The sequence below is a fragment of the Kosakonia sp. HypNH10 genome (assembly GCF_029850615.1).
In the GTDB taxonomy this organism is placed as follows: Bacteria; Pseudomonadota; Gammaproteobacteria; order Enterobacterales; family Enterobacteriaceae; genus Kosakonia; species Kosakonia cowanii.
This window is the reverse complement of record NZ_JAOTIU010000002.1, coordinates 176,324-199,759: the sequence shown is the minus strand read 5'-3', so window position 1 is coordinate 199,759 and position 23,436 is coordinate 176,324. Positions and strand designations below refer to the sequence as shown.

The following is a 23,436-nucleotide window of genomic DNA, read 5'->3' as shown; positions in this document are numbered from 1 at the left end:
CACAGGCCTCCCCGGCCCGATCGTGAAGGAGAAGAGTATGTTCAGGTCACTGATTCTGGCAGCAGTATTACTGGCTTTTGCGCCACTGGCCGCCAATGCTGGCGAAATCACCCTGTTGCCGTCGGTTAAATTGCAGATCGGCGATCGCGATAATTATGGTAACTACTGGGACGGCGGCCGCTGGCGCGACCGCAATTACTGGAACAATAATTATGAGTGGCGCGATCACCGTTGGCATAAGCATGACCGCGGCTGGCATCGTGGCTGGGATAAACGTGGTTGGGACAAGCGTGACGCCTATGAGCGCGGCTATCGCGAAGGCTGGAACGATCGTGACGACCGCCGCGGACCGGGTCGTGGTCACGGGCATGGACACCACCATTAATTGTGTTTCGCAGGTGGTTTGATTACCCGGTGAAACGTAAAGTGCCGGATGGCGGCTAACGCCTTATCCGGCCTACGCGATCCAGCCCCCAAAAGTTTTGTGCGCCGATAAAGTTTGCAGGCCCGATAAGCGCAGCGCCATCGGGCATTCAGTACAGTGCCGGATGGCGGCTAACGCCTTATCCGGCCTACGCGATCCAGCTCCCGAAAAGTTTTTGTGCGCCGGTAAATTTTTGTAGGCCCGATAAGCGTAGCGCCATCGGGCGTTCAAGCCGCAGAAACGATACGCCTATCGCCGTCGGGTGTTATTTACCCATCAACTCGGCAAGCGTTCCGACCAGCAACCAGCCATTCAGGCACACCACCAGCGCGACAATCACCCAGCCAGTGCGTCTTACCAGCGCGGTATTCACCAGTTCGCCCATCAGTTTTGCATTGCTGGTAAACACCAGCAGCGGCACCAGCGCCAGCGCGATACCAAAGCTCAGCAGCACCTGGCTCATCACCAGGATACGCGTCGGATCCAGCCCCAGCCAGATAACAATAAACGACGGCAACATGGTGATGGTACGGCGCACCCACAGCGGAATATGGAAACGGACAAACCCCTGCATCACCACCTGTCCGGCCAGCGTACCGACGACGGTTGAAGAGAGACCCGCAGCCACCAGGCTCAGGCCGAAAATAGTCGCCGCAGCATGGCTTAATAACGGCTCCAGCGTTAAATAGGCCTGATCGAGATCCGCCACGCCGGTGTGTCCATTAAAGTGAAATGCCGCCGCGGCGGTCGCCATCATCGCCAGGTTAACAAACCCGGCAATGGTCATCGCCAGCCCGACATCCCATTTGGTCGCGGAGTAGCGCTCGCGGCGCGTACCGTCGTGCAGGTTTTGCGTCAGCGAGGAGTGCAAATAGATGACGTGCGGCATAATGGTCGCGCCCAGTACCCCGGCGGCAAGAAACACCGCATCGGTTCCGGAAAGCGTAGGAATAACAATGCCTTTTGCCAGCGCCGCCAGCTTCGGCTGCGAGAAAATCAGTTCGACAATATAGGCCGCCGCGACAAACAGCAGCAGGCCGCCTATCACTTTTTCCAGCGGTTTCTGCCCGCGCTTTTGCAGCATCAGGATCAGGAAGGTGGCGATCCCGGTCAGCACCGCGCCCTGCATCAGCGACACGCCGAGGATCAGCTTGAAGCCAATCGCCGCGCCGATAAACTCCGCCAGGTCCGTCGCCATGGCGATGATTTCCGCCTGCACCCAGTAAAACCACACCAGCGGGCGCGGATAGTGGTCGCGGATCTGCTCCGCGAGGTTTTTGCCGGTCGCAATGCCGAGCTTGGCGGAAAGCAGCTGAATGAGCATCGCCATCAGGTTCGCCCACACTACAACCCACAAAAGCTGGTAGCCGAAGGTCGCGCCCGCCTGAATATTGGTGGCAAAGTTACCCGGATCGATGTAACCAATAGCCGCAATAAATGCAGGTCCCATTAACGCAAATCTGAGTTTGCGCGCTGCTCTTCCGTTAGTACTCTCCACGCGACTACTGCTCATTTATTGCCCCTAAATATAGCCTTTGCTATGTTTGATGCTACCAAAATGAGAATGATTATCAAGATCGTTAGGATGGGTTTACTTGATTTCTCTGATAGCCTGAAACAATAGAAGGGTTGAATGCCAAGGATGGTGACGGCGGCGACAACATTTACCGCAGCATTATGTTATGAGTCTAGCAGCGTGACGCAACTTTTCACGGCCTTTATTAACATACCTGAATTGTATGTTTGATCACTAATTTTGAGTCTGGTCACAGGACATTAATATAGTGTGCCTTTGATCTCGTTTTCTTTTGTCTTGTTACATAGAATGTGCACGAAATTCCTACCCGTCTCATATTTGGAGCAAATATGTCCCGCGTTCTGCACTTTGTCCTGGCGCTTGCTGTTGTGGCGCTGCTTGCCTTGCTCGTGAGCAGCGATCGCAAAAAGATCCGCATTCGCTTTGTTATTCAACTGCTGGTAATTGAAGTTGTGCTGGCCTGGTTCTTCCTCAACTCTGATGTCGGCCTCGGCTTCGTAAAAGGCTTCTCCGAGATGTTTGAAAAACTGCTCGGCTTTGCCAACGAAGGCACCAACTTCGTCTTCGGCAAAATGAATGACGAAGGCCTGGCCTTCTTCTTCCTGAAAGTGCTCTGCCCGATTGTCTTTATCTCTGCGCTGATTGGTATTCTGCAACACATTCGCGTACTGCCGATTGTGATCCGTGCCATTGGTACGGTGCTGTCGAAAGTGAACGGCATGGGTAAACTGGAATCGTTTAACGCGGTCAGCTCCCTGATTCTGGGTCAATCCGAGAACTTTATTGCTTATAAAGATATCCTCGGCAAAATGTCACGCAACCGCATGTACACCATGGCTGCGACCGCAATGTCGACGGTTTCGATGTCGATTGTGGGCGCCTACATGACCATGCTGCAGCCGAAATATGTCGTCGCGGCGCTGGTGCTGAACATGTTCAGTACCTTTATCGTGCTCTCGCTGCTCAACCCGTACCGCGTGGATGAGAGCGAAGAGAACCTGCAGATGGCGAAACTGCACGAAGGCCAGAGCTTCTTTGAGATGCTGGGTGAATACATTCTGGCAGGTTTCAAAGTGGCGATTATCGTTGCGGCTATGCTGATTGGCTTTATCGCGCTGATTTCCGGCCTGAACGCCCTCTTCGCTGCCGTGCTGGGCATCTCCTTCCAGGGCATTCTGGGGTACATCTTCTACCCGGTTGCCTGGGTGCTGGGCGTACCGGCTCATGAAGCGTTGCAGGTGGCGAGTATCATGGCGACCAAACTGGTCTCCAACGAATTTGTGGCGATGATGGATCTGCAGAAAATTGCCTCCACCCTCTCTCCGCGTTCGGAAGGTATCCTCTCTGTCTTCCTGGTCTCCTTCGCCAACTTCTCCTCAATCGGCATTATCGCAGGCGCGATCAAAGGCCTGAACGAAGAGCAGGGCAACGTGGTTTCCCGCTTTGGTCTGAAGCTGGTTTACGGTTCGACGCTGGTGAGCGTGCTCTCTGCGGCCATCGCGGCGCTGGTTATCTGATTCGAACATGCTTTAACAAAAACCGGGGCCTGCCCCGGTTTTTTTATGCCAGCGGCTGCGGCTTGCCGAGCAGATAGCCCTGCAAATAGTCAACGCCCGCCTTCAGCAGCAGCTCGCGCTGCGCCTCATTCTCTACGTACTCGGCCACCACCGTCAGACCTTTAGCTTTCGCCAGAGAGCATATCGCTTGCACGATCATCGCATCCTGCGGGTCGGTGAGAATATCGCGCACAAAACAGCCGTCGATCTTAATGATATCCGCCTGGATGCGCTTCAAACGCTCGAAGTTGGCATAGCCGGTGCCGAAATCATCAATGGCAATCTTAAACCCCGCCTCGCGTAAGCGCGTAATATTCCGGACGCTCACTTCCGAATGGGAAAAAGCCTGCTCTTCGGTAATTTCGATAATCACCGCCTGCGCGGCGATGCCGTAACGCGCAAACAGTGCGAGAAACTGCGTAGCGAAGAATTGCTGCATCAGGGTCAGCGGCATCAGGTTGAGGGAGAAACGCGGCTTTGTAGCAGGCTGCGGATGCGCCTGCATCCATTTCAGCAGCGTTTCGACGACCTGCATATCGAAGCGCGTACCGAGATCAAACTGGGCAATCACCGGAATAAACTGGTCGGGGGTAATGATCTGATCATCGCTGACCAGCCGTGAAAGGATCTCGTGATAGCCCTCGCCTGTGGCATCGACGATCGGCTGGGCATAGAGCGCGATACCGCCCTCTTCCAGCGCCCGTTTTACCCTCTCCAGTTGCAGCACGCGCTCAGTGGTCTGATTATTCACTTCCGCCTGGCTGTTGGTGAGCGCCAGCACACGATTTTCGCTGTCCGTCTGCTCTGACAGCCAGCTCAACTGGCCGAGCGTCTGCTGCAGCGCGTCCCGGTTGCCCTGCAATTCGCCCCACGAAGCACCGAACTCAATCTCCAGCGGTTTTTTACTCCAGCAGATTCGCTGGCTGTTAAGACGATCGAGCATGGAGTGCAGGCGCGCCAGGGTTTCCGGCCCGTTGAGCATTAGCAGTAATTCACTGCCGGGGAGTTGAAAAAAACGCTCCCCTTCATGCAGCCAGGGTTGCAGCGCCCGGGTGACGCTGCGCTTCACATGCACGCGCATCATCATGCCGAAGTGGCGGCTAAGGAAATCGAGGTTTTTCATATGCAGACAACAGACGATGCTGCCCGGCTGGCGCTCCACTTCCCTCTCCAGCGCGCGCAGATTAGGCAAACCGGTGAGCGGATCGCTCATCGCTTGCGCCTGCCAGCGCCGCTTCAGCCACAGGCTGCGGTTGAAAACGCGGATGTTGTAAAGCAGGCAGACGGTGAAACAGATCAGTACCGACATGACAAACGCCAGCGAGTAATCTGCGCGCACGTCATGAAAAAAGTTGTTGTTATAAGCCAGCAACAGGAAAGCCGACACCGCCCAGCTCAGCGTCAGAAAGGTGCCCGGCAGACGGCTACAGCCAAAGTTAAAAATAATAAAGATCAGCGGTACCAGATAACCGGCAACCAGATCTGATTTATAGGGGGCGCATAGCAGCGCCACAATGGTGATTAATGTCGTCAGCCAGCCCAGCGTGAATAAACGCTTTCTTTTGCTAAAACAGGGAACAACGCTACGGCGCCACCACGCTTTTGCGAAGCGCGGATTGAGGATCATGCGCATCGGATAATAAACAATCATGGTGAAAATCAACGCCGAACATATCAAACTCTGAATATCGATTATTGAGAATATTAACGAACCGCTGCCGAAGTAATTGGAGAGCGTCACCGGATAATTAAACCAGGCTCCAGCCAGATACATCGTTATTTTTATGCCGATGGGCGCAATAAATCCCAGCCATAAAATGCGTACCCCCATATTTTTATTAGGAATACCGTAACGCCAGCGCGTGCCAAGCTGCCAGCGAACAATGGCGCACACCAATAAAACGGCAAATAGCTGGCAGAAGAGCAGCACCGCCGCTTCGCCAAAGGGCAGATGAAAGAAGATCTCATTAATGATAGCGGAGCCGAGAATAAGCGGCGCAATGGCGTGTCGACCAAATAACAGGAGAATCGCAAGCGTAACGCTTAAAGGTAACCAGGCGAGATAAACACTGCCGCCATCAACGACTGTTTTCGGCGAAATATAACGGGCTACGGGAATAGCCACCAGGCACATCATTAACGCCAGCAGAAACGGCTTCACGTAACCGGATTTCATAAATTAATGTCGGCTCTGGTGGTTAAAAAATAATTACCATGAATAATAGGTTTATTGAAACAGTGAAGCAAGCCAGGGAAACGGACGAGAAAATAGCAGACGTGCGCTTTTTTCAGCCAACGGCCTGAAGAATAAACGCACAAACAGAAAACCCCCGCGTAAACGCGAGGGTTCAAATTTTGGTGGAGCTAAGCGGGATCGAACCGCTGACCTCTTGCATGCCATGCAAGCGCTCTCCCAGCTGAGCTATAGCCCCACAATGTTACTTTACGCACCAGTTCCGTTGGGTTCGGAATTTGGTGGAGCTAAGCGGGATCGAACCGCTGACCTCTTGCATGCCATGCAAGCGCTCTCCCAGCTGAGCTATAGCCCCATCGCGTAAAGCGTGTCGTGTTGACGGGCGGCATGATATGAATTCCCTTGCCAGGTGTCAACGGCAAAATCATCACCTCTTTACCAACCGCTGAAAAAGCATGCAATTGAATCCCCTTGCGATGTGCCTCGCAGCCAGCAGTTAAACCTGTCACATTTTCTTCTAAAATGGTGCTATAACATAAATCACTAATTACCCTTACTACTCACCGGGAAATTATATGCTCAAGGAACGAATGACGCCGGAAGAGCTGGCTACGCTAACCGGGTACAGTCGGCAAACCATCAACAAATGGGTGCGTAAAGAGGGGTGGATCACCTCACCAAAACCTGGCGTTCAGGGAGGAAAAGCCCGCCTGGTTCACGTTAATGAACAGGTCCGCGCCTTTATCCGCAGCGCGCAGCGCAATGAACTCTCCCCCTCCACCGACAACTCCAGCAGCGACGCCTCGCTGGAAGCACTGCTGCTCAGACTGGCAAAAGAGATGACCGACGACGAGCGCACTCTGCTCTCTTCAATGCTTTTGCGCGACGGCATTACCGGCCTGTTGCAACGTTTAGGGATCCGCGACCAGAAATAAGATGAACACATTACCAAGCAAAATGACCACTGCTGAGTTAGCAAACCGCCTCGGCGTCACACGACAGACCATCAACCGCTGGATCAAACGTCACAAGTGGAAAACAGAGAGTCTTCCCGGCGTAAAAGGGGGCCGCGCCCGCTACGTATTGATTACCGATAAAGTGCTGAGCCTGGTGATGGAGCTTCCCGCCATGCGCCACAGCGGTTTTAACAGTTCGCTCGCCGAACCGCCCACGCCCTATCTCACCGCGCCAGGCACAATGCAAAATATTATCAACTCGTTGCAGATGCTTACCGCTGACGAACTGCACCAGCTTGAAGTGCTGCTGGCGCGCGAAGGGTTAAGCACTTTTTGCAGCCGCTTAGGCATTAAGCAGACGGTACAAGAGTAAAAAAAACCGGCGCTGTGCCGGTTTGTACTGTTAATGGGTGTGCTGATGGTTTTCGCGCCGGTAGGCTCCCGGCGGCTGGTTAAAGGTGCGGGTAAAAATCCGCGTAAAGGTTTGCTGCGAATCGAAGCCATATTTCAGGCAGATATCGTAAACCTTCTGATCGGTGTTGCGTAAATCCTGTGCGGCGCGCGCGAGTTTGCGCTCGCGGATATAGCGCCCGAGGCTCTCCCCTTTGTACTGCAAAAAGAGCCGTTGCAGATGCCACTTGGAGTAGCCTGCGTGCGCGGCAATCTCATCAATACGCAAGGGCTGATGAAGATTGTCGTCGATCCACTCGACGATAGTGTCGATAACCTGAGCGGAAATAGTCATGCTGCGATCCCCCCTGCACTTCGATTAATTAAATGGGTTCTTCCCACCAGGCGCTGAATGTTTGCGCCGTATCGGCCGCAAAAACCACTTCGCCCAGTTTCGGTGTCAGTAAGCGAAACTCTTTATCGCGGCTGGCAGCCGCTAAACGTTTATACGGATCGTCCCAACTGTGTTTTGCCAACACAAAACGCCCGGCATGGCCCGGCAGCACCGCGCGTGCCTGCAGATCCTGCGCCGCCTGCGCGCTCTGCTCCGGCATCATATGAATATATTTCCACGCCTCGTCGTACTGCCCATTCTCCATAATGGCAATATCAATGGGGCCAAACCTGTCGCCAATGGCCTTAAAGTGCGGGCCATAACCGCTGTCACCGCTGTAGTAGACTTTGCGTTCAGGCGTGACAAACAGAAAGCTGGCCCACAGCGTCTGGTTGCGCTTCAGGCCTCGGCCGGAGAAGTGACGCGCGGGCAGAATATTTACGCTAAGCGTATCGCTGACCTGCACGCTCTGCTGCCAGTCCGCCTCCTCAATCTTCGCCGCATCCATTCCCCAGTAACGCAGATGGGAGCCGACGCCGAGCGGCGTAACAACGCGTTTGATCTTCGGCATCAGCGCCTTGATGGTGGCGTGATCGAGGTGGTCATAATGGTCGTGAGAGATAATCAGCAGATCGATCTCCGGCATCCTCTCTGCCGTCCAGACGCCGTTACCGGCAAACGCTTTATTGAGAAATGAGAACGGCGCGGCGTAGTCACTGAGCACCGGGTCGATCAAAATGCGTTTGCCCGCCAGCTGCATATACCACGAGGAGTGCCCCATCCAGACCAGCGTATCCTCCTGCAACGGCAGCGCTGCAAGATCGGTTGTCACCGTCGGCAGCGGCTGCTGCGGGCGCGCATTTTCACGTTTTCCAAAGAGAAAATCCCACCACAACGCCAGCTTATTTTGCTCACCGGTAAAGCCCGGCGTCGGCAGCGTATTGTGGAATGCGCCGTCGCGGTAATGAGGCGATTTCTCCACGGCGCTGAGTGCCTCACCCTGCGGTGGCTGGCCAAAACCGGCATTGAGAACAAAAGGTAAGCTTGCAGCAGACGCAACGAGCATAACGACAACCACGCTGATAGTGAGACGTTTCATATCCTGACCCGGCTAAATCGATCCCATCCGTTGAGACGATACTCATAGAACTTGATTATGAGTGAGTAAGCACTCATTATAGAAACGAACACTAAATCGTCAAGACGATTTTTCTTTGTTTGATATTCGACGTTGCAGCCTCTCAAAGGGCATGTTTCAATCGTGGTTTTTGTAAAAAGCGGAGAACAGCGGCGTGGCTCGTCCGAAGAGTGAAGATAAGAAACTGGCATTACTGAAAGCAGCAACCAAGGCGATTGCCCAGTCGGGAATTGCCGCCTCCACCGCGCTTATCGCCCGTAACGCAGGCGTCGCGGAAGGGACACTGTTTCGCTACTTCGCCACCAAAGACGATCTGTTGAACGCGCTCTATCTGCATCTGAAAACCGATCTTTGCGGCACTATGCTCGCCAATCTCGACCGCTCCAGCAGCGATTCGAAATTGCATACCCACTCCATCTGGGACAGCTATATCGACTGGGGCATTCGCCACCCCAACGGCCACCATGCGGTGCGCCAGATCGCCATCAGCGAAAAGCTGACCGCCGAAACCAAGCAGCAGGTGGCCGATATCTTCCCGGAGCTGCATGAGCTGTGCCACCGCTCGGTGCGCCCGGTTTTCCTCTCGGATGAGTACGCCGCGTTTGGCGATGCCATTTTCCTGGCGATGGCGGAAACCACCATCAATTTTGCCGGACGCGATCCCTCGCGAACCAAAGAGCTTAAGCGTCTCGGCTTTGAGGCGATGTGGCGCGCGCTGGCAAATGAGGAAAACGATGGAGAGTAAAACATTGCAGGAGAGCGCTCATCGCTATGCGCTGTCGCTCCCCTTTACCGAGCACTGCTGGCCGTTTGGCCCGGAACATGACGTCTTCAAAGTGTGCGGCAAGATCTTCATGATGACCACCACTGCCCACGGAAGGCCGATGGTGACGATGAAATCGGAGCCGCAGGTTGCCCTGCTCAACCAGCAGATCTACCCCAGCATTGAGCCGGGTTATCACATGAATAAGAAGCACTGGATTTCCGTCTACGCAGGCGACGAGATTAACCTCTCGCTGCTCGAATCACTGATCCAGCACTCCTGGGATCGCGTGGTCGACACTCTGCCGCGTAAGGATCAGAAGCGCCTGCGCCCTTAAGCGTTCTGCGCCAGCCATTGCAGCGCCTGCTCGCTCTGCTCATCCACCGGCATATAGACCAGTAACCGCGATCCGTTGCGCGGCGCGGAGTACCAGTACATCTGGTGCAGGGTAATCGTGCCGAGCTGCGGGTGAGCAAAGAGTTTGACCTTATTCTCCACGCCGCTCACTTCATAGTGTTTACGCCACAGCGTTTCAAATTCCGCCGACGCGGCGCAAAAGCGCGCCAGCTTCGCTTCCCATATCGCATCCCCGCGGTGCGCGGCCATAGCCGCCCGAAAATAGGCGACAAAGGTCGAGAGCACCTGTTCATCCAGCCCTAAGCGGCTGCGCCACTGCGGATGGGTTAAATAGAGATAGATACAGTTGCGGTCCTCTTCCGGGATCTCATCAAACTTAACGCCCATCAGGCGCTCAAAACCGGCATTCCACGCGACAATATCAAAATGGGGTTTCTGGATGCTCGCCGGGTTCGGCAGCAGGCTGTCCAGCAGGCGGCGCGTGCTGTCGCTGATCCCTTCGCACTGCGGGGAGTTGAGCGCTTCGGTCGGCGCTAACCCGGCCAGCAGAAAGAGGTGCCGCGTCTCGGTTGGCGTGCACTGCAATGCGGAGGCAATCGCCTGCAAAACATTGGCGGAGGGGTTCACCTCGCGGCCCTGCTCCAGCCAGGTGTACCAGGTAACGCCAACATCGGCCAGCAGCGCCACCTCTTCGCGCCGCAGACCCGGCGTCCGGCGTCGGCTGCTGCGCGGCAAGCCGAGCCGCTGTGGGTCGAGGCTTTCGCGCCGCGCGCGCAGAAACGCGCCCAGCTGTTTGCGGCTCTCTTCAAGCAGCGCCAGCTGCGGCTGTTTGTCCACCATCAACGTCATAAACCCTCCAGCATGGTAGTACCAGTACCCGTATAGGCAAGAACTGGTACCCGTTTTATCATTCGGCGATGCTACGTCCATCCGATGAATGACGCAATGGAGTCACCATGAATACGTCTGCTGTTTCTCCGGGCCGGGCGGGCCTGTTTTTGCTGTTAACCGGGCAGATGCTGCCGCTGATCGACACCTCAATCACCAATGTCGCGCTCGATTCCATCACTCTGTCGTTACACACTTCAGCTACCCAACTGGCGCTGATTGTCGCGCTCTACGGCGTGGCGTTTGCCGTCTGCCTGGCGATGGGCAGCAAACTGGGGGACAACCTGGGACGCCGCCGCATCTTTTTATGGGGCGTTGCGCTGTTCGGCATCGCCTCGCTGCTGTGCGGGCTGGCGAACTCGGTCTCTGCCCTGCTGGCGGCGCGCACGCTACAGGGGATGGGCGCGGCGCTGATTGTGCCGCAGATCCTCGCCACTCTGCATGTCACGCTAAAAGGCACTGCGCATGCCCGCGCAATCAGCCTCTACGGCGGAGTGGGCGGCGTGGCGTTTATCATCGGGCAGATGGGCGGCGGCTGGCTGGTGTCGGCGGATATCGCCGGGCTCGGCTGGCGCAACGCCTTCTTTATCAATGTGCCCATTTGCCTGCTGGTGTTACTGCTGAGCCGCCGTTACGTACCGGAAACCCGCAGCGAGCGGCGCACGCGCATTGACTGGCAGGGTACGGCCGCGCTGGCGCTGATCCTCTGCTGCCTGCTTTTCCCGCTGGCATTAGGCCCGGAGATGCACTGGCCGTGGCAGAGCAAAGCGGCGCTGCTGGCACTCTTCCCGCTGGCGCTGTGGATGCGCAGCAGCGCGGTGCAGCAGGAGAAGCGCGGCATCACGCCGCTGGTTCCGCCGCGCCTGCTTAAGCTGCCGAGCATCCGCTTTGGTTTACTGATTGCACTGCTCTTTTTCAGCGCCTGGGCCGGGTTTATGTTCTGTATGGCGCTCACTTTGCAGGCCGGAATGGGCATGACGCCCTACCAGTCCGGGAACAGTTTTATTGCCCTCGGCGTCGCCTATTTTATCTCCGCGTGGTATGCGCCGAAGCTGATTAGCCGCTACAGCATGCGCACCATTTTGTTGACCGGGCTTACGATTCAGATTGCCGGTTTGCTGGCGCTGATGGTTACGCTGCACTTCTCAGGCCGCGTGGTTGGCGTGCTGGCACTCGCCCCGGCAACCCTGCTGATTGGCTACGGCCAGGCGCTGATCGTCAACAGCTTCTACCGCATCGGTATGCGTGATATCACCGCGCAGGACGCGGGCGCAGGCAGCGCGCTGCTCAGCACCCTGCAGCAGGCGGCGCTCGGTCTGGGGCCTGCGCTGCTCGGCGGCATTTTTCTCCACCTTGTCGGCCAGTCGCACGGCGACTATAGCGCGGCGCTGAGCGGTTTTCTGGCAACAGAAGTGGTGATGATGCTGGCGCTTGTCGCAGCGGCACTCGTTGCCCGTCGGCAGTTAGCGCCCCGCTGCCCGACCAGCGCCTGAGGCACATAAAAAACGCCAGCACGGAGGCTGGCGTTTTCTCTTGTGACACTGAGGCTTATGCGCGTTTCGGTGTCCGCCGCAGCAGTTTAAAGGCGGCAAACAGGAACACAATCCACACCGGCAGCAAAATGGCCGACAGGCGCATATCGTCGATGGAGTACATCAGGCCGAGAATAAATAGCATAAAGCCGATGCAGAGGTAGTTGCCCGCCGGGAAGAGCAGCGCTTTGAACTGCGGATCGCGCCCTTTGCGGCGCATCGCGGCGCGGAACTTCAGGTGTGCCAGCGAGATCATGATCCAGTTCAGCAGCAGGGTCGCGACCACTAGTGCCATCAGCATAGCAAAGGCCTTCTGCGGCAGCAGATAGTTCACCAGCACCACCAGCGAGGTAATCGCGCCGGAGAGGATCAGCGAGTTGACCGGTACGCCGCGACGGCTGACACGTGTTAAAAACGCAGGCGCATTGCCCTGCACCGACAGGCCAAACAGCATACGGCTGTTGGAGTAAACGCCGCTGTTATAGACCGACAGTGAAGCCACCAGAATGACGAAGTTGAGTGCCGAAGCGACCAGATTGCTGTCAAGTTCATGGAAGATCATCACAAACGGGCTGCTGTTGGCCTGCACATCAATCCACGGATAGAGCGCCAGCAACACCACCAGCGAACCGATGTAGAAGAGCAGAATTCGGTAAACCACCTGATTAACCGCTTTTGGAATGGTGGTGTGCGGCTCACTCGCTTCCGCGGCGGTGATACCAATCAGCTCAAGGCCGCCGAACGAGAACATAATCACTGCCAGCGACAGCACCAGCCCATGCCAGCCGGTGGCGAAAAAGCCGTTGTACTGCCAGAGGTTATTGATGCTGGCACGCTCGCCACCGTGGCCGGTGAACAGCATCCAGATGCCAAAGCCAATCATGCCGATAATCGCCAGTACTTTGATCAGCGCAAACCAGAACTCGGTTTCGCCATACAGGCGCACATTGACGAGGTTAACGGCATTGATAATTACGAAGAAGGTGGCGGCCCAGACCCAGGTCGGGATGTCGGGGAACCAGTACTGCATATAGATCCCGGCAGCCGTCAGTTCCGCCATGCCGACCAGCACAAACATCGCCCAGTAGTTCCAGCCGGAGAGGAAGCCCGCAAATGGCCCCCAATACTTAAAGGCGAAGTGGGAAAACGAACCTGAGACCGGCTCTTCAACCACCATTTCACCGAGCTGGCGCATAATCAAAAAGGCGATAATGCCGGCGATGGCGTAGCCGAGTAACACCGCAGGCCCGGCCATCTGAATTGCCGGACCGATGCCGAGAAACAGCCCGGTACCAATCGCGCCGCCAAGGGCAATAAGCTGAATATGGCGGTTCTTTAATCCCCGTTGTAGCGTCGGCGCTGCCTCCGACGCGGTCCCGGTCATGTTCCCCACGACCTGTGACGCGTTTTTCACGTCCTTCCCCTTTGTGGTTTCATTTAAAGGGGCACCTTTTAACATCTCCGCCAGGGGCTGGCAAGAAATGGTACCGGCAGCGGGGAGCCTGCGCGAACAGACTCCCCGCTCCACTCAGGCCTGCAAACGGAACTGCTGCACGCTCTGCGCCAGCTGCTCCGCCTGATCTTCCAGCGACGTTGCAGCGGCAGCCATCTCCTGCACCAGCGAGGCGTTCTGCTGCGTTACACCATCCATTTCGTTGACCGCGATTGTCACCTGGCCGATGCCTTTGGCTTGCTCATCGGAGGCGCTGACGATCTCATTGATGATGGACTGCACCGAGTTCACTGCCTGGGTCATCTCCTGCATGGTTTTACCGGCGTCGTTCACCAGCTGCACCCCGGTTTCCACCCGCTTGCCGGACTCTTCAATCAGCGCGCCAATCTCTTTCACCGCATCGGCGCTGCGGCTTGCCAGATTACGCACTTCCGAGGCAACCACGGCAAAGCCACGCCCCTGCTCGCCGGCACGTGCCGCTTCCACCGCGGCGTTCAGCGCCAGGATATTGGTCTGGAAGGCGATACTGTTGATGATGGCAGTGATATCGCCAATCTTCTTCGCGCTATCGTCAATCTGCGACATGGTTTGTACCACCTGGCCCACCAGCGCTTCGCCGCGGCTGGCAATCTGCGTGGCATTGGCGGTCAACGCGGTAGCATGGTGCGCATTATCGGCGTTGTGTTTAACCGTGGCGCTGAACTGCTCCATACTGGCGGCGGTCTGCTCAAGCGCAGCGGCCTGCTGCTCGGTACGTGACGAGAGGTTGATGTTGCCGCTGACAATCTCGCCAGCGCCCTGGCGCACAGAACTGCTCGCCTCCTGGATCTGCCCAACCATCTGGCGCAGTTGGTCCTGCATGGTGTGCAGTGCATAGAAGAGGCTGCTGCGATCGCCCTCTTTCACCACAATAACGTTATCGAGTTTGCCTTCGGCGACCGCCAGCGCAATGCTTGCCCCTTCCAGCGGCTCGCCGCCAATCGGTTTCAGCACTTTACGGCTAAAGAGCACTCCTAACAGCGCGCTGACCAGCAGGATGCTGATAACGCCAAGGATCACGGCATTAAGCAGCTGGCGGTTAGCGGCGGCCATCACCTGGCTGACCGGGGCGACGATGCCCAGATACCAGTTATCGGTGCTGTTACCGATCGTAATGGGCTGCCAGGTCACCAGCGCTTTTTCGCCAAGGATCGGATCGTCCTGCTCCACCACACTGGTGGTAAAGCCTTCGGTATTGCCAGGAAAGGGTTTACTGGTCAGTTTCTTATCCGGATAGGAGATCACTTTCCCCGAGGTGGAGAGCAGCATCGCATAGCCGCCGCCTTCCCACGGTTTGATCTGGTTCACTTTCTGTTGCAGTGAGGCCAGCGAAATGTCGGAAGTGACCACCGCGTTGAGTTTACCGTCGTTGATAATCGGCGCGGCGACAGAGGTTAACAGCGTCGGGACGCCGTTATAGGCATAGCTGTAGGGTTCGATCAGCGTATCTTTTTGCGTGCGTTGCGGCACGAGGTAGTAGTCGCCCTGCCCCGGCGTCAAGATCGACAGCAGCGGATGCATGGCATATTTACCGGCAGGATCGCGATCGGCAAACACCGCGTAGCGCCCTTTGGGAGCCTGATCCGGTTTACCGGCAAACTCCGCGTCGCGGCCATCAAAAGCATTCTCTTCAAAAATCACCGACACGGAGAGGTAGTCCGGGTTATCGCGCACTGCATACTCAATTAACTTATTCGCCACGTTACGGTCGGTGATCCCGGCCTGCGGCAGCGCGGCCAGGCTGTGGCCGAGGTTATGCGCCACATCGCGCGCATAGTTAAGTTGTTGCTGAATATTGAGTGCCTCACTGCGGGCGATTTTTTGCAGATATTGTTCGGCGAGCGCTTTTTGCTGATTGCTGGACTGCCAGCTCAGTACCCCGATGGTGACCACAAAACCGAGGGTGATGGTGATGGCGCCCGTCAGCAGCATCTGCGCGCGGGTGCTCATTTTTTTATTTACGAATTGTCTGGCCATTACGGCTCTCCTGGAGTCAGCCTTCTGTCATCAATGTTCCTTGCAGCATGCTCTCCCTGTACCAATGCTATCGGCGATTATTTTTTGATCTTTAATTGTTAAAAATGGGCAGACGGGAGAGGGAAACACGCCCTTTCCGCCAGCACGGCAGCAGGCTAGCACGGGGCTTAATGTAGCGGCAGTTAACTTAACGGTCAGTGATGCTTAAAACAGAGTTTTCGACTGCATGAGGGGGAATAACTTTATTTACATAATGTGATAACGGAAACTGCCCCGGCGGAGAAACCGGGGCGAGAGGGTCAGCCGCGATCGTCTTTCGGGCCGAGGAAGTAGAAGCCAAACGGCAGCGAGCCAATGATGGTGAACATCAGGCTGTAAATCGCCACCCATGCGCCCTGCATGATAAACATTGAGGTGGTCCAGGAGGACATCGGCAGATTGTACTGATCCTCAACGCCTTCGAAGGTCACTTTTGACACCACGCTTACGGCAACCAGGAAGACAACCAGCACTGCGCAGAGAAATTTTTTCCCGTCGCGGGTTCGTAGTTTTTCCAGCATCTCACTCTCCTTTTATGTGGATTTTCTGTGCCGCGAGTGTAACCGATCTGCTGTTTGAATGTTGTGATTGAGCAAATAAAAGGCAACATGCCGGATAAGCTGCGCGCTCTCCGGCCTGCTGCCATTCGTGTTTAAAAATCGTAGCTCATTGACACTTTCAGCTCACGACCGACGCCCCGGTAGATATAGGTGCCGTTATCTTCCACGCTTGCCCAGTAGTTCTTGTTGGTGACGTTATCCAGCCCGACGCGCCACACCATCTCGTTGCGATCGGCATTCAACCGCATGCGGTAACGCGCACCGAGATCGAGAGTGGTGTAACTGCCCAGCTTCTTACTGTTCGCTGCATTAGCGTATTGCGATCCGGTGTGGTTGACTCGCGCCGTTGCCGTCAGCCCCTCAATCGCGGCGATGTCATACTCCGCGCCAAGCACCGAATAGAAGCCCGCTACGCCAACCGGCTTGTTACCCTGATTGATGCCATCCTGGGTTTTGGTCATCTCTGCGTCGATCCAGGTTGCGCTGCCGTTCAGGCGCAGGCCGAGCGTCGGCTCGCCAAATACGCTCAGCTCAACGCCGCGGTTGCGCTGCTCGCCGCTCAGTTCATAGATATTGGTGCTGCTGTTCTGAATAGCCGACGGTTTCTTAATTTCAAACAGTGACAGCGAACCGCCGATGCGGCCAAAGTCCGTTTTCACTCCCACTTCATTCTGTTTCGAGTGGGCGATACCGGTGGTTTGATACTGGTTCGCCGCCCCTTCCGGCGCGGTGCTGCCCGGTTGCAGCGCTTCGGTGTGGTTGGCGTAGAGCGAAACGACTTCCCACGGTTTGTAAACCACGCCGTAGGTCGGCATCCAGCGATCTTCAATAAAGCGCGCGTTGCGGTTCTCCGCACCAGTGGCATTGTTGTAACTGTGCACCCACACTTTCTGATAACGCGCGCCGGCGGTGAACAGCAGCGTATCGTCGAGCACGCCCAGCGTATCGCTCAGCAGCCAGCCCTGGGTACGGTTGCGCCCGGTGGTTAATGGATCGCTGTAGTTGCCGCCGGTCAGGCTGTAATCGGGCATCGGCACCGCGCTGTTGTTGTAGATATTGACCCGCGGATTCTTCGATGACATGCGCCAGGCGACCTTGTCCTGCTTGATGCTGGCGGAGTAACCGACGTTGACTTTGTGCGAAACCGGGCCGGTATCGAAGTTGCCGCGCAGACCCGCCATGCCGCTCCAGCTATCGCTGATGCGATTCGTATCGAGGCGGCCAATCGTCGCATCGCCCGCGGCGTTGATCACTTTCGGCCCGCCATAGACGCCCTGCTCGTGAGAGTGTTGGCCGCCAAACGCGGCGTAGGCCGTCCAGATATCGGTGACATCATATTCGGCGCGCGCGAGGCCAAACTCATTTTCGATATCGCTCCACGCCCACTTCTGGCTGGTGTTCTTGCTGTTACCCGGTACGGCGGGCACGAAATCGATGTTGCTGATATTGACCCCCATCGAACCGCCGTGGAAGGTCTTCTTCTGGTAGCCAACATCAAGGGAGCTGCGCAGGCGCTCGCCGCGATAATCCAGCCCAACGGAGGCAGCGGTGGTGCGGCGCTTATCATCTTCAACCGGAGTTTCGCCCTCGCGGTGCAGCAGGTTAACGCGAACGCCGAACTGGTTGTTATCGCCATAACGCCGCCCGACATCCAGCGAGCCGCCGAGCTGCGAGCGCGAGGAGTAATCGACGCCGAGGCGCGTCAGCGGCGTATCTTCAGCGTGTTTCGGCTCAAGGTTGATCATCCCGCCGACGCCGGAGGTGGCCGCGCCGTTCATTAAGGCATTCGCCCCTTTAAAAATCTCGATGCGGTCGAGCATCTGCGTATCGACCACCTGGCGCGGCACAATGCCCGCCAGGCCGCCCATCAGCATATCGTCGCCATCAAGTTTAAAACCGCGAATGCGGTAGGTTTCCGCCATATTGCCGTAGCCCTGGCTGACCTGCACCCCGGCATCATTACGCACCACATCGGCGATGGTTTTCGCCTGCTGATCCTGCACCAGCTTCGAGGTATAGCCGATCACGTTAAACGGCACATCCATCGCCTTCTGTTCGCCCAGCATGCCAAGCCGCCCACCGTAGGCCACCTGGCCATCAAGATAGGCTGGCACCAGCGCGTCGCCGCCGGGTTTAAAATTGCTGCCGCTACTGGACTGGACAATCAGCGTCTCCTCTTTCGTTTCGCTGGCAGGAGTTGCCGCCTGTACGGCGTGCGTCGCCGCGCCAATCGCGAGCGCAAGCAAGCTCTTGCGCAAAGGTGACCAGGTATGTTTGCTGTTATTCATCATCGACTCATATCGAAGTGGAGAAAAAGGCCCGCTGTCAGGCCGGATGGTTAAGGGCTTCAGCCAGAAAGCGGGTCGCCATTGCCTCTCCCCGCCTGCCTTTTCGCGTTGATTGAGTGTGTGCCGGGCGGGTGATATTCAGGTGGCGATGGCGTACTGCGCCGCGGCAACGCCAACAAACACCAAAGAGAATGAGAACTATACTCATTAACCTTAATGAGGCAAGCATAATTGACTCTCTTTAGCTGCACTCTCCTTCTGCTAACGGCAGAGTGCAATCTCATACAAAATAGAGGGTTGACCATCAAGATGATAAAGATTATCTTTCGCATTACCGAATAGTTGAGTGAGTCACTCAGGTATTCGGTACGACATTGCTCACATTGCTTCCAGTATTTTTTGCCCGCCGTTTGTGCGGGCTTTTTTTTGCTTTTTTTCGCCCTCCTTTCCCTCCCGCTGCGCCGGGCATAATTAGCGATTCCCTTCCATACTCAAACAAACATTTGCGTAAGGAATGGTTATGCCTTTGCCCGATTTTCATGTCTCTGAGCCCTTTACCCTTGGCGTTGAGCTGGAGTTGCAGGTGGTTAACCCACCGGGTTATGACTTAAGCCAGGACTCATCCCGGCTGATCGACACCCTTCAGAACCGCATCAGCGCCGGTGAGGTTAAGCACGACATCACCGAGAGCATGCTGGAGATCGCCACCGGCGTCTGTCGCGATATCCGCCAGGTCGCGCATCAATTTTCAGCGATGCACCACGCCATTTTGCAGGCCGCAGGCGAACACCACGTGCAGATTTGCGGCGGTGGCACCCATCCGTTTCAGAAATGGCAGCGGCAGCAGATCTGCGCGGATGAGCGTTACGCCCGCACGCTGGAGATGTTCGGCTATCTGATGCAGCAGGCGACGGTGTTTGGTCAGCATGTCCATGTCGGCTGTACCAATGGCGACGATGCGATCTATCTGCTGCACGGGCTGTCGCGCTTTGTACCGCACTTTATCGCCCTGAGCGCCAGCTCGCCCTATATTCAGGGCACTGATACGCAGTTTGCCTCATCGCGCCTCAATATCTTCTCCTCATTCCCGGATAACGGCCCCATGCCGTGGGTAGCGAACTGGCAGGAGTTTGAAGGGCTGTTTCGCCGCTTAAGCTACACCTCGATGATTGAGAGCATTAAGGATCTGCACTGGGATATTCGCCCGAGCCCCAGTTTCGGTACCGTTGAAGTGCGGGTGATGGATACGCCGCTGACCATTTCCCACGCCGTCAGCCTGGCGGGCTTTATTCAGGCGCTGTCGCACTGGCTGCTGGCTGAGCGTCCGTTTAAATTCCAGGAGCGGGACTACCTGCTGTATAAATTCAACCGTTTCCAGGCCTGCCGCTTTGGCCTGAAGGGGGTGATAACCGATGTGCATACCGGCGAACAACGCACCATTGCTGATGATGTTTCGCGTCTGCTGGAGAAGATCGCACCGTGGGCCGATAAGCTTAATGCCAGCAGCGCGCTGGATGAGCTGGCAATCTGCGTTAAACGCGGCAAGAGCGAAGCACAGTTGATGCGGGAATTTATTGCCGATGGCGGATCGTTAATTGGTCTGATGAAAAAGCACGCCGAAATATGGGCTGCTGGATAATCCCTCAATTAATTAGGGTTATTTTTTGCCGTAGGGATATTTCTCCTGCGGCAAACTCTGTTCTCGTTGATTAACAGAGAGATTTTTTAAATAAGTAATACTTATGGAGTAGCGGTATTTCCTGAGAATTGATAAATATCAACAACCTCTGCATTAAAATAAAGGCCACGCGTAATCACTCCGATAACCAATATATACACGCGAACAAGAGGCCTATTTATGAAATGGATTTACCGTATCTCAATGAAGTCAAAACTGTTATTAGCGCTGCTGCCTCTGTTGTTTGCGCTTATCTGGCTTGCCGCCAGCGGCATCATGTCGCGCGTTGAGACCGGCCAGCAAATGCACACCATCATTTCCTTGACCACGCTGGCGAAAGAGGCCGGGAGCGTCATTCATGAATTGCAAAAAGAGCGCGGTTTAAGCGCAGGTTATATCGGCAGTAAAGGCCAGCAATTCAATAATGAGTTATCCACGCAATATCCCGTCTCGACCAAAGCGCTGACGCAATTAACCGAATTACTCGACCAATTCCCGGAGCAAGAAGCGAATAGCGATATTCGCCAGGCGCTGGCGCAATTCCGCCAGCATCAGCAGGGTATTAATGGCTTTCGCGACCAGGTACGCGCATTAAGCGTCAACGGCTCCGATTCGCTGGTGTGGTACAGCACCATAATTAATGACCTGCTGAATGTGGTCGGCGGTATTAGCCAGTTAACGGATAACGGCGAGATTGTTAACCAGCTGGCGGCCTACTACAGCGTGCTGAATGCCAAAGAGCAGAGCGGTATTGAGCGTGCACTGCTGTCGAACGTCTTCTCCGCTGACCGCTTTACCGAGGCGCAATTCCGCCAGCTTAATGAAGTGGTGGGTAAACAGGCCTCATGGCTGGCGGCAACCCACGCGTTTAGCTCCGCAGAGGTGAACGCGAAAATGAACGCGCAGCTTAACTCTCCAGAGGCGCTTAAAGCCCTCTCTTTACGCCAGACCGCGATCGATCATGCCGCTACCGGCGGTTTTGGCGTTGCGCCCGCCGACTGGTTTAACGCTCAGACTGCGCGCATTAACACGCTAAAAGCCGTTGAAAATGCCGCGTCTAATCACTTGCTTATGACCGCGCAGAAACTGGCCGATGAAGCCTGGCGCGAAGTGACGCTGTTCGCGGTGATAAGCGTGATTGCACTGGTCATCGCCCTCTTCTTTGCCGTGCTGGTCGCCAGCAGCATTCACCGCCAGTTGCAGCACTCACTGGCGACCATTGAAGGGATGGATGGCGATCTCACTCAGCGTCTGGATGTGCCGGGCAGCGACGAGCTCTCTCTGCTTAACCGCGCCTACAACCAGGCGATCGAGAATATTCAGCATATCGTCAGCGAGATCAAACATGGCGCAGGCGTGCTGCGCGGTGCCAGTTCCGAGATCGCCAGCGGCAACCAGGATCTGGCTTCCCGCACCGATCAACAGGCGGCCTCGCTGGTCGAGACTGCCGCCAGCATGGAGCAGATCGCCACTGCGGTAAACATGACGGCGGACAATGCCAATGAAGCAAAACGCCTGACGCAGGAGATGGAAAAACAGGTGCAGGAGGCGAGCCGCGTGGCGGGTGAAACCAGCAACAGCATGTCGGCGATCCGTTACTCCAGCGAACAGATCTCCAACATTGTCAGCTCGATTGATGAGATCTCGTTTCAGACCAACCTGCTGGCGCTGAATGCCGCGGTGGAAGCGGCGCGCGCCGGTGAGCTGGGCAAAGGCTTTGCGGTGGTGGCATCCGAGGTGCGTAACCTGTCGCAGCGCTGCGCCAATGAAGCACAGCAGATCCGCGAACTGGTGAGTAAAAATATGGATCAGATCCAGCAAGGCGTGGCGCTAGCGCAGGCATCGGATCGCGCGTTGCATGCGGCTCGCGAGAATACCGGCCAGATGCTGGCGTTTGTCAGCGATATCGCCCACGCGGCCAATGAGCAGTCGCTCGGCGTTTCGCAGGTGCATGAAGCGCTAAACCAGCTGGAGCAGGTCACGCAGCAGAACGCCGGTCTGGTGGCGAGTGCGGCCAGCGCCAGCCAGCTGCTGGATCAGCAATCTGAAACCATGTCAGAGCTGGTCGGCCGTTTCGTCGTCGCCTGAGTGAAGGTCGGGGAACGTTGCGCTCAGGCCAGCTTTCCCCGACAATGCGTTTTTTCATCAATGATTAACGCTTATGAAACATCCCCTCGAAACGATGGTCACGCTTGCGGGCATCCTGCTGCTCTCTTTTGTCTCTGTGCTGCTGCTACCTGCGCCGCAACTGGGCATGCAGCTGGCGCAAACGCTGATGCAAACCTTCCATCTGCTGGATTTAAACCAGTTTTACACCCTGCTCTACTGCCTCTGGTTTTTGCTGCTCGGCACCATTGAATTCTACGTTTTACGCTTTATCTGGCGGCGCTGGCTGGCGGTTTAACGCTGCGCGAGCGGCTGGCTCATTCTAATTTTTTGAATGTTAACGGCAAATTGTTGGACTTTTATTTATTGCATCCCAGGCCTATGCTTTTTCGAGGCAGCATATTGATGCAATGAATGATCAACCGGTTATAAATTTGCTTCGGGCGCTTTTTCCGCCGTTTGCTGATGACAGCACCGCGGAAGTGCAGATAACTTCAGGAGGAATCATGTCAGACAATTTTCTCGCTTTAGCTAAACAACGTAGAACGATCTATGCCCTCGGCAAAAACCTGCCGTTGGCGGAAGATGAGGTTGTTGACCTTATTAAAGAAGCGATTCGCCAGGCACCGTCGGCGTTTAACTCGCAAAGTTCACGTGCGCTGATCCTGCTGGGTAAAGAGCATGAGCAGTTCTGGGAACTGACGCGCGCACAGCTGAAGAAAATTGTGCCAGAAGAGAATTTCCACGGCACTTCACAAAAAATTGATGGTTTCGCTGCGGCGGCAGGTTCGGTGCTGTTCTTTGAAGATCAGGAAGTAGTGACCCGCTTACAGGAGCAGTTCGCCGCGTATGCCGATAACTTCCCGGTGTGGTCTGAACACAGTACCGGTATTGCCCAGTATGCTGTCTGGGTGGCGCTGGCAGAGAAAGGCATTGGCGCTAACCTGCAGCACTACAACCCGCTGGTGGATGAAGACGTGCAGCGCACCTGGAATATTCCGGCGAGCTGGAAACTGCGCGGTCATATGAACTTTGGTTCAATTATGGCTCCGGCAGGCGATAAAACGTTTATGGACGACGATAAACGCTTTGTGGTTGCGCGTTAAGCTACGCGCTGACGTGTGTTCGAACAATTAAAAAAGCCGCCTTTTCAGGCGGCTTTTTTTT

20 protein-coding genes and 2 tRNA genes are annotated in these 23,436 nt (G+C 55.9%); 11 read left to right on the top strand and 11 right to left on the bottom strand.

The window, feature by feature from the left end; genetic code table 11:
• Positions 1-37 precede the first annotated feature (37 nt).
• Complete coding sequence (locus tag N7V53_RS07155; RefSeq protein ID WP_023479767.1) at positions 38-385, top strand: DUF2502 domain-containing protein; 348 nt, start codon at positions 38-40, stop codon at positions 383-385.
• Positions 386-689: 304 nt separating this feature from the next.
• On the opposite strand, the gene N7V53_RS07150 is transcribed toward N7V53_RS07155, so the two are convergent.
• Positions 690-1,937: an Nramp family divalent metal transporter gene (locus N7V53_RS07150; protein ID WP_124967663.1), complete on the bottom strand. Its 1,248-nt coding sequence runs from the start codon at positions 1,935-1,937 to the stop codon at positions 690-692.
• A 353-nt stretch (positions 1,938-2,290) separates the two neighbouring features.
• Between N7V53_RS07150 and N7V53_RS07145 the strand changes: the two genes are divergently transcribed.
• On the top strand, positions 2,291-3,478 hold the full coding sequence (locus N7V53_RS07145) for a NupC/NupG family nucleoside CNT transporter (protein WP_023479798.1): 1,188 nt from the start codon (positions 2,291-2,293) through the stop codon (positions 3,476-3,478).
• A gap of 43 nt (positions 3,479-3,521) precedes the next feature.
• On the opposite strand, the gene N7V53_RS07140 is transcribed toward N7V53_RS07145, so the two are convergent.
• The 3 genes from N7V53_RS07140 to N7V53_RS07130 form a co-directional block, all read right to left on the bottom strand.
• Positions 3,522-5,693 (bottom strand): EAL domain-containing protein, encoded by a 2,172-nt coding sequence (locus N7V53_RS07140; protein WP_279792901.1) that lies wholly within the window; start codon positions 5,691-5,693, stop codon positions 3,522-3,524.
• A gap of 180 nt (positions 5,694-5,873) precedes the next feature.
• Positions 5,874-5,949: transfer RNA gene (locus N7V53_RS07135), tRNA-Ala, on the bottom strand.
• Positions 5,950-5,990: 41 nt separating this feature from the next.
• Positions 5,991-6,066 (bottom strand) — tRNA-Ala (locus N7V53_RS07130).
• 220 nt (positions 6,067-6,286) lie between these two features.
• Between N7V53_RS07130 and N7V53_RS07125 the strand changes: the two genes are divergently transcribed.
• Positions 6,287-6,646 (top strand): YfeC-like transcriptional regulator, encoded by a 360-nt coding sequence (locus N7V53_RS07125; RefSeq protein WP_279792900.1) that lies wholly within the window; start codon positions 6,287-6,289, stop codon positions 6,644-6,646.
• Position 6,647: 1 nt separating this feature from the next.
• On the top strand, positions 6,648-7,040 hold the full coding sequence (locus tag N7V53_RS07120; protein ID WP_034812904.1) for a YfeC-like transcriptional regulator: 393 nt from the start codon (positions 6,648-6,650) through the stop codon (positions 7,038-7,040).
• Positions 7,041-7,070: 30 nt separating this feature from the next.
• Here the strand turns inward: N7V53_RS07120 and N7V53_RS07115 are convergent, their stop codons facing one another.
• A complete protein-coding gene (locus tag N7V53_RS07115) occupies positions 7,071-7,412 on the bottom strand; it encodes a RamA family antibiotic efflux transcriptional regulator (RefSeq protein ID WP_023479912.1) in 342 nt (113 codons plus the stop codon).
• Between the two features lie 28 nt (positions 7,413-7,440).
• Complete coding sequence (locus N7V53_RS07110; RefSeq protein ID WP_279792899.1) at positions 7,441-8,550, bottom strand: MBL fold metallo-hydrolase; 1,110 nt, start codon at positions 8,548-8,550, stop codon at positions 7,441-7,443.
• A gap of 193 nt (positions 8,551-8,743) precedes the next feature.
• Here N7V53_RS07110 and N7V53_RS07105 point away from each other — a divergent pair, with 193 nt between their 5' ends.
• Together N7V53_RS07105 and N7V53_RS07100 are read left to right on the top strand one after the other, a co-directional pair.
• Positions 8,744-9,334 (top strand): TetR/AcrR family transcriptional regulator, encoded by a 591-nt coding sequence (locus N7V53_RS07105; RefSeq protein WP_279792898.1) that lies wholly within the window; start codon positions 8,744-8,746, stop codon positions 9,332-9,334.
• Positions 9,324-9,689, top strand: coding sequence for an MmcQ/YjbR family DNA-binding protein (locus N7V53_RS07100; protein ID WP_279792896.1), 366 nt, complete (start codon positions 9,324-9,326; stop codon positions 9,687-9,689). The genes N7V53_RS07105 and N7V53_RS07100 overlap by 11 nt, the downstream gene beginning before the upstream one ends.
• On the opposite strand, the gene N7V53_RS07095 is transcribed toward N7V53_RS07100, so the two are convergent.
• Positions 9,686-10,558, bottom strand: coding sequence for a helix-turn-helix transcriptional regulator (locus N7V53_RS07095; RefSeq protein ID WP_279792894.1), 873 nt, complete (start codon positions 10,556-10,558; stop codon positions 9,686-9,688). The two genes, N7V53_RS07100 and N7V53_RS07095, sit on opposite strands and share 4 nt — an antisense overlap.
• A 107-nt stretch (positions 10,559-10,665) precedes the next feature.
• Between N7V53_RS07095 and N7V53_RS07090 the strand changes: the two genes are divergently transcribed.
• Positions 10,666-12,090: an MFS transporter gene (locus N7V53_RS07090; RefSeq protein ID WP_279792893.1), complete on the top strand. Its 1,425-nt coding sequence runs from the start codon at positions 10,666-10,668 to the stop codon at positions 12,088-12,090.
• Between the two features lie 55 nt (positions 12,091-12,145).
• On the opposite strand, the gene pheP is transcribed toward N7V53_RS07090, so the two are convergent.
• The 4 genes from pheP to N7V53_RS07070 all read right to left on the bottom strand — a co-directional run bounded on the left by pheP (position 12,146) and on the right by N7V53_RS07070 (position 18,485).
• Entirely contained in the window at positions 12,146-13,543 is a 1,398-nt protein-coding gene (gene pheP, locus N7V53_RS07085; RefSeq protein WP_094421445.1) for a phenylalanine transporter, read from the bottom strand.
• 114 nt (positions 13,544-13,657) lie between these two features.
• A complete protein-coding gene (locus N7V53_RS07080) occupies positions 13,658-15,598 on the bottom strand; it encodes a methyl-accepting chemotaxis protein (protein ID WP_279792891.1) in 1,941 nt (646 codons plus the stop codon).
• Between the two features lie 299 nt (positions 15,599-15,897).
• A complete protein-coding gene (locus N7V53_RS07075) occupies positions 15,898-16,158 on the bottom strand; it encodes a DUF2534 family protein (protein ID WP_279792889.1) in 261 nt (86 codons plus the stop codon).
• A 131-nt stretch (positions 16,159-16,289) separates the two neighbouring features.
• A complete protein-coding gene (locus N7V53_RS07070) occupies positions 16,290-18,485 on the bottom strand; it encodes a TonB-dependent siderophore receptor (RefSeq protein ID WP_279793170.1) in 2,196 nt (731 codons plus the stop codon).
• 520 nt (positions 18,486-19,005) lie between these two features.
• Here N7V53_RS07070 and N7V53_RS07065 point away from each other — a divergent pair.
• The 4 genes from N7V53_RS07065 (at position 19,006) to N7V53_RS07050 (ending at position 23,375) form a co-directional block, all read left to right on the top strand.
• Positions 19,006-20,124, top strand: coding sequence for a YbdK family carboxylate-amine ligase (locus N7V53_RS07065; RefSeq protein WP_023479741.1), 1,119 nt, complete (start codon positions 19,006-19,008; stop codon positions 20,122-20,124).
• 219 nt (positions 20,125-20,343) lie between these two features.
• Complete coding sequence (locus N7V53_RS07060) at positions 20,344-22,251, top strand: methyl-accepting chemotaxis protein (protein ID WP_279792887.1); 1,908 nt, start codon at positions 20,344-20,346, stop codon at positions 22,249-22,251.
• A gap of 73 nt (positions 22,252-22,324) precedes the next feature.
• Positions 22,325-22,567 carry a DUF1158 family protein gene (locus tag N7V53_RS07055; protein WP_023479876.1) on the top strand — a complete coding sequence of 81 codons (243 nt, stop codon included), beginning with the start codon at positions 22,325-22,327 and terminating at the stop codon, positions 22,565-22,567.
• A 208-nt stretch (positions 22,568-22,775) separates the two neighbouring features.
• Positions 22,776-23,375 (top strand): nitroreductase family protein, encoded by a 600-nt coding sequence (locus N7V53_RS07050; RefSeq protein WP_023479847.1) that lies wholly within the window; start codon positions 22,776-22,778, stop codon positions 23,373-23,375.
• Positions 23,376-23,436: the final 61 nt, after the last annotated feature.

Coding starts and splice junctions, on each gene's coding strand:
- N7V53_RS07155 (WP_023479767.1), top strand. CDS start 38: ATGTTCAGGTCACTGATTCTGGCAGCAGTATTACTGGCTTTTGCGCCA.
- N7V53_RS07150 (WP_124967663.1), bottom strand. CDS start 1,937: ATGAGCAGTAGTCGCGTGGAGAGTACTAACGGAAGAGCAGCGCGCAAA.
- N7V53_RS07095 (WP_279792894.1), bottom strand. CDS start 10,558: ATGACGTTGATGGTGGACAAACAGCCGCAGCTGGCGCTGCTTGAAGAG.
- N7V53_RS07145 (WP_023479798.1), top strand. CDS start 2,291: ATGTCCCGCGTTCTGCACTTTGTCCTGGCGCTTGCTGTTGTGGCGCTG.
- N7V53_RS07120 (WP_034812904.1), top strand. CDS start 6,648: ATGAACACATTACCAAGCAAAATGACCACTGCTGAGTTAGCAAACCGC.
- N7V53_RS07055 (WP_023479876.1), top strand. CDS start 22,325: ATGAAACATCCCCTCGAAACGATGGTCACGCTTGCGGGCATCCTGCTG.
- N7V53_RS07075 (WP_279792889.1), bottom strand. CDS start 16,158: ATGCTGGAAAAACTACGAACCCGCGACGGGAAAAAATTTCTCTGCGCA.
- N7V53_RS07125 (WP_279792900.1), top strand. CDS start 6,287: ATGCTCAAGGAACGAATGACGCCGGAAGAGCTGGCTACGCTAACCGGG.
- N7V53_RS07110 (WP_279792899.1), bottom strand. CDS start 8,550: ATGAAACGTCTCACTATCAGCGTGGTTGTCGTTATGCTCGTTGCGTCT.
- N7V53_RS07090 (WP_279792893.1), top strand. CDS start 10,666: ATGAATACGTCTGCTGTTTCTCCGGGCCGGGCGGGCCTGTTTTTGCTG.
- N7V53_RS07080 (WP_279792891.1), bottom strand. CDS start 15,598: ATGGCCAGACAATTCGTAAATAAAAAAATGAGCACCCGCGCGCAGATG.
- N7V53_RS07115 (WP_023479912.1), bottom strand. CDS start 7,412: ATGACTATTTCCGCTCAGGTTATCGACACTATCGTCGAGTGGATCGAC.
- N7V53_RS07070 (WP_279793170.1), bottom strand. CDS start 18,485: ATGAATAACAGCAAACATACCTGGTCACCTTTGCGCAAGAGCTTGCTT.
- N7V53_RS07060 (WP_279792887.1), top strand. CDS start 20,344: ATGAAATGGATTTACCGTATCTCAATGAAGTCAAAACTGTTATTAGCG.
- N7V53_RS07065 (WP_023479741.1), top strand. CDS start 19,006: ATGCCTTTGCCCGATTTTCATGTCTCTGAGCCCTTTACCCTTGGCGTT.
- N7V53_RS07140 (WP_279792901.1), bottom strand. CDS start 5,693: ATGAAATCCGGTTACGTGAAGCCGTTTCTGCTGGCGTTAATGATGTGC.
- N7V53_RS07100 (WP_279792896.1), top strand. CDS start 9,324: ATGGAGAGTAAAACATTGCAGGAGAGCGCTCATCGCTATGCGCTGTCG.
- N7V53_RS07050 (WP_023479847.1), top strand. CDS start 22,776: ATGTCAGACAATTTTCTCGCTTTAGCTAAACAACGTAGAACGATCTAT.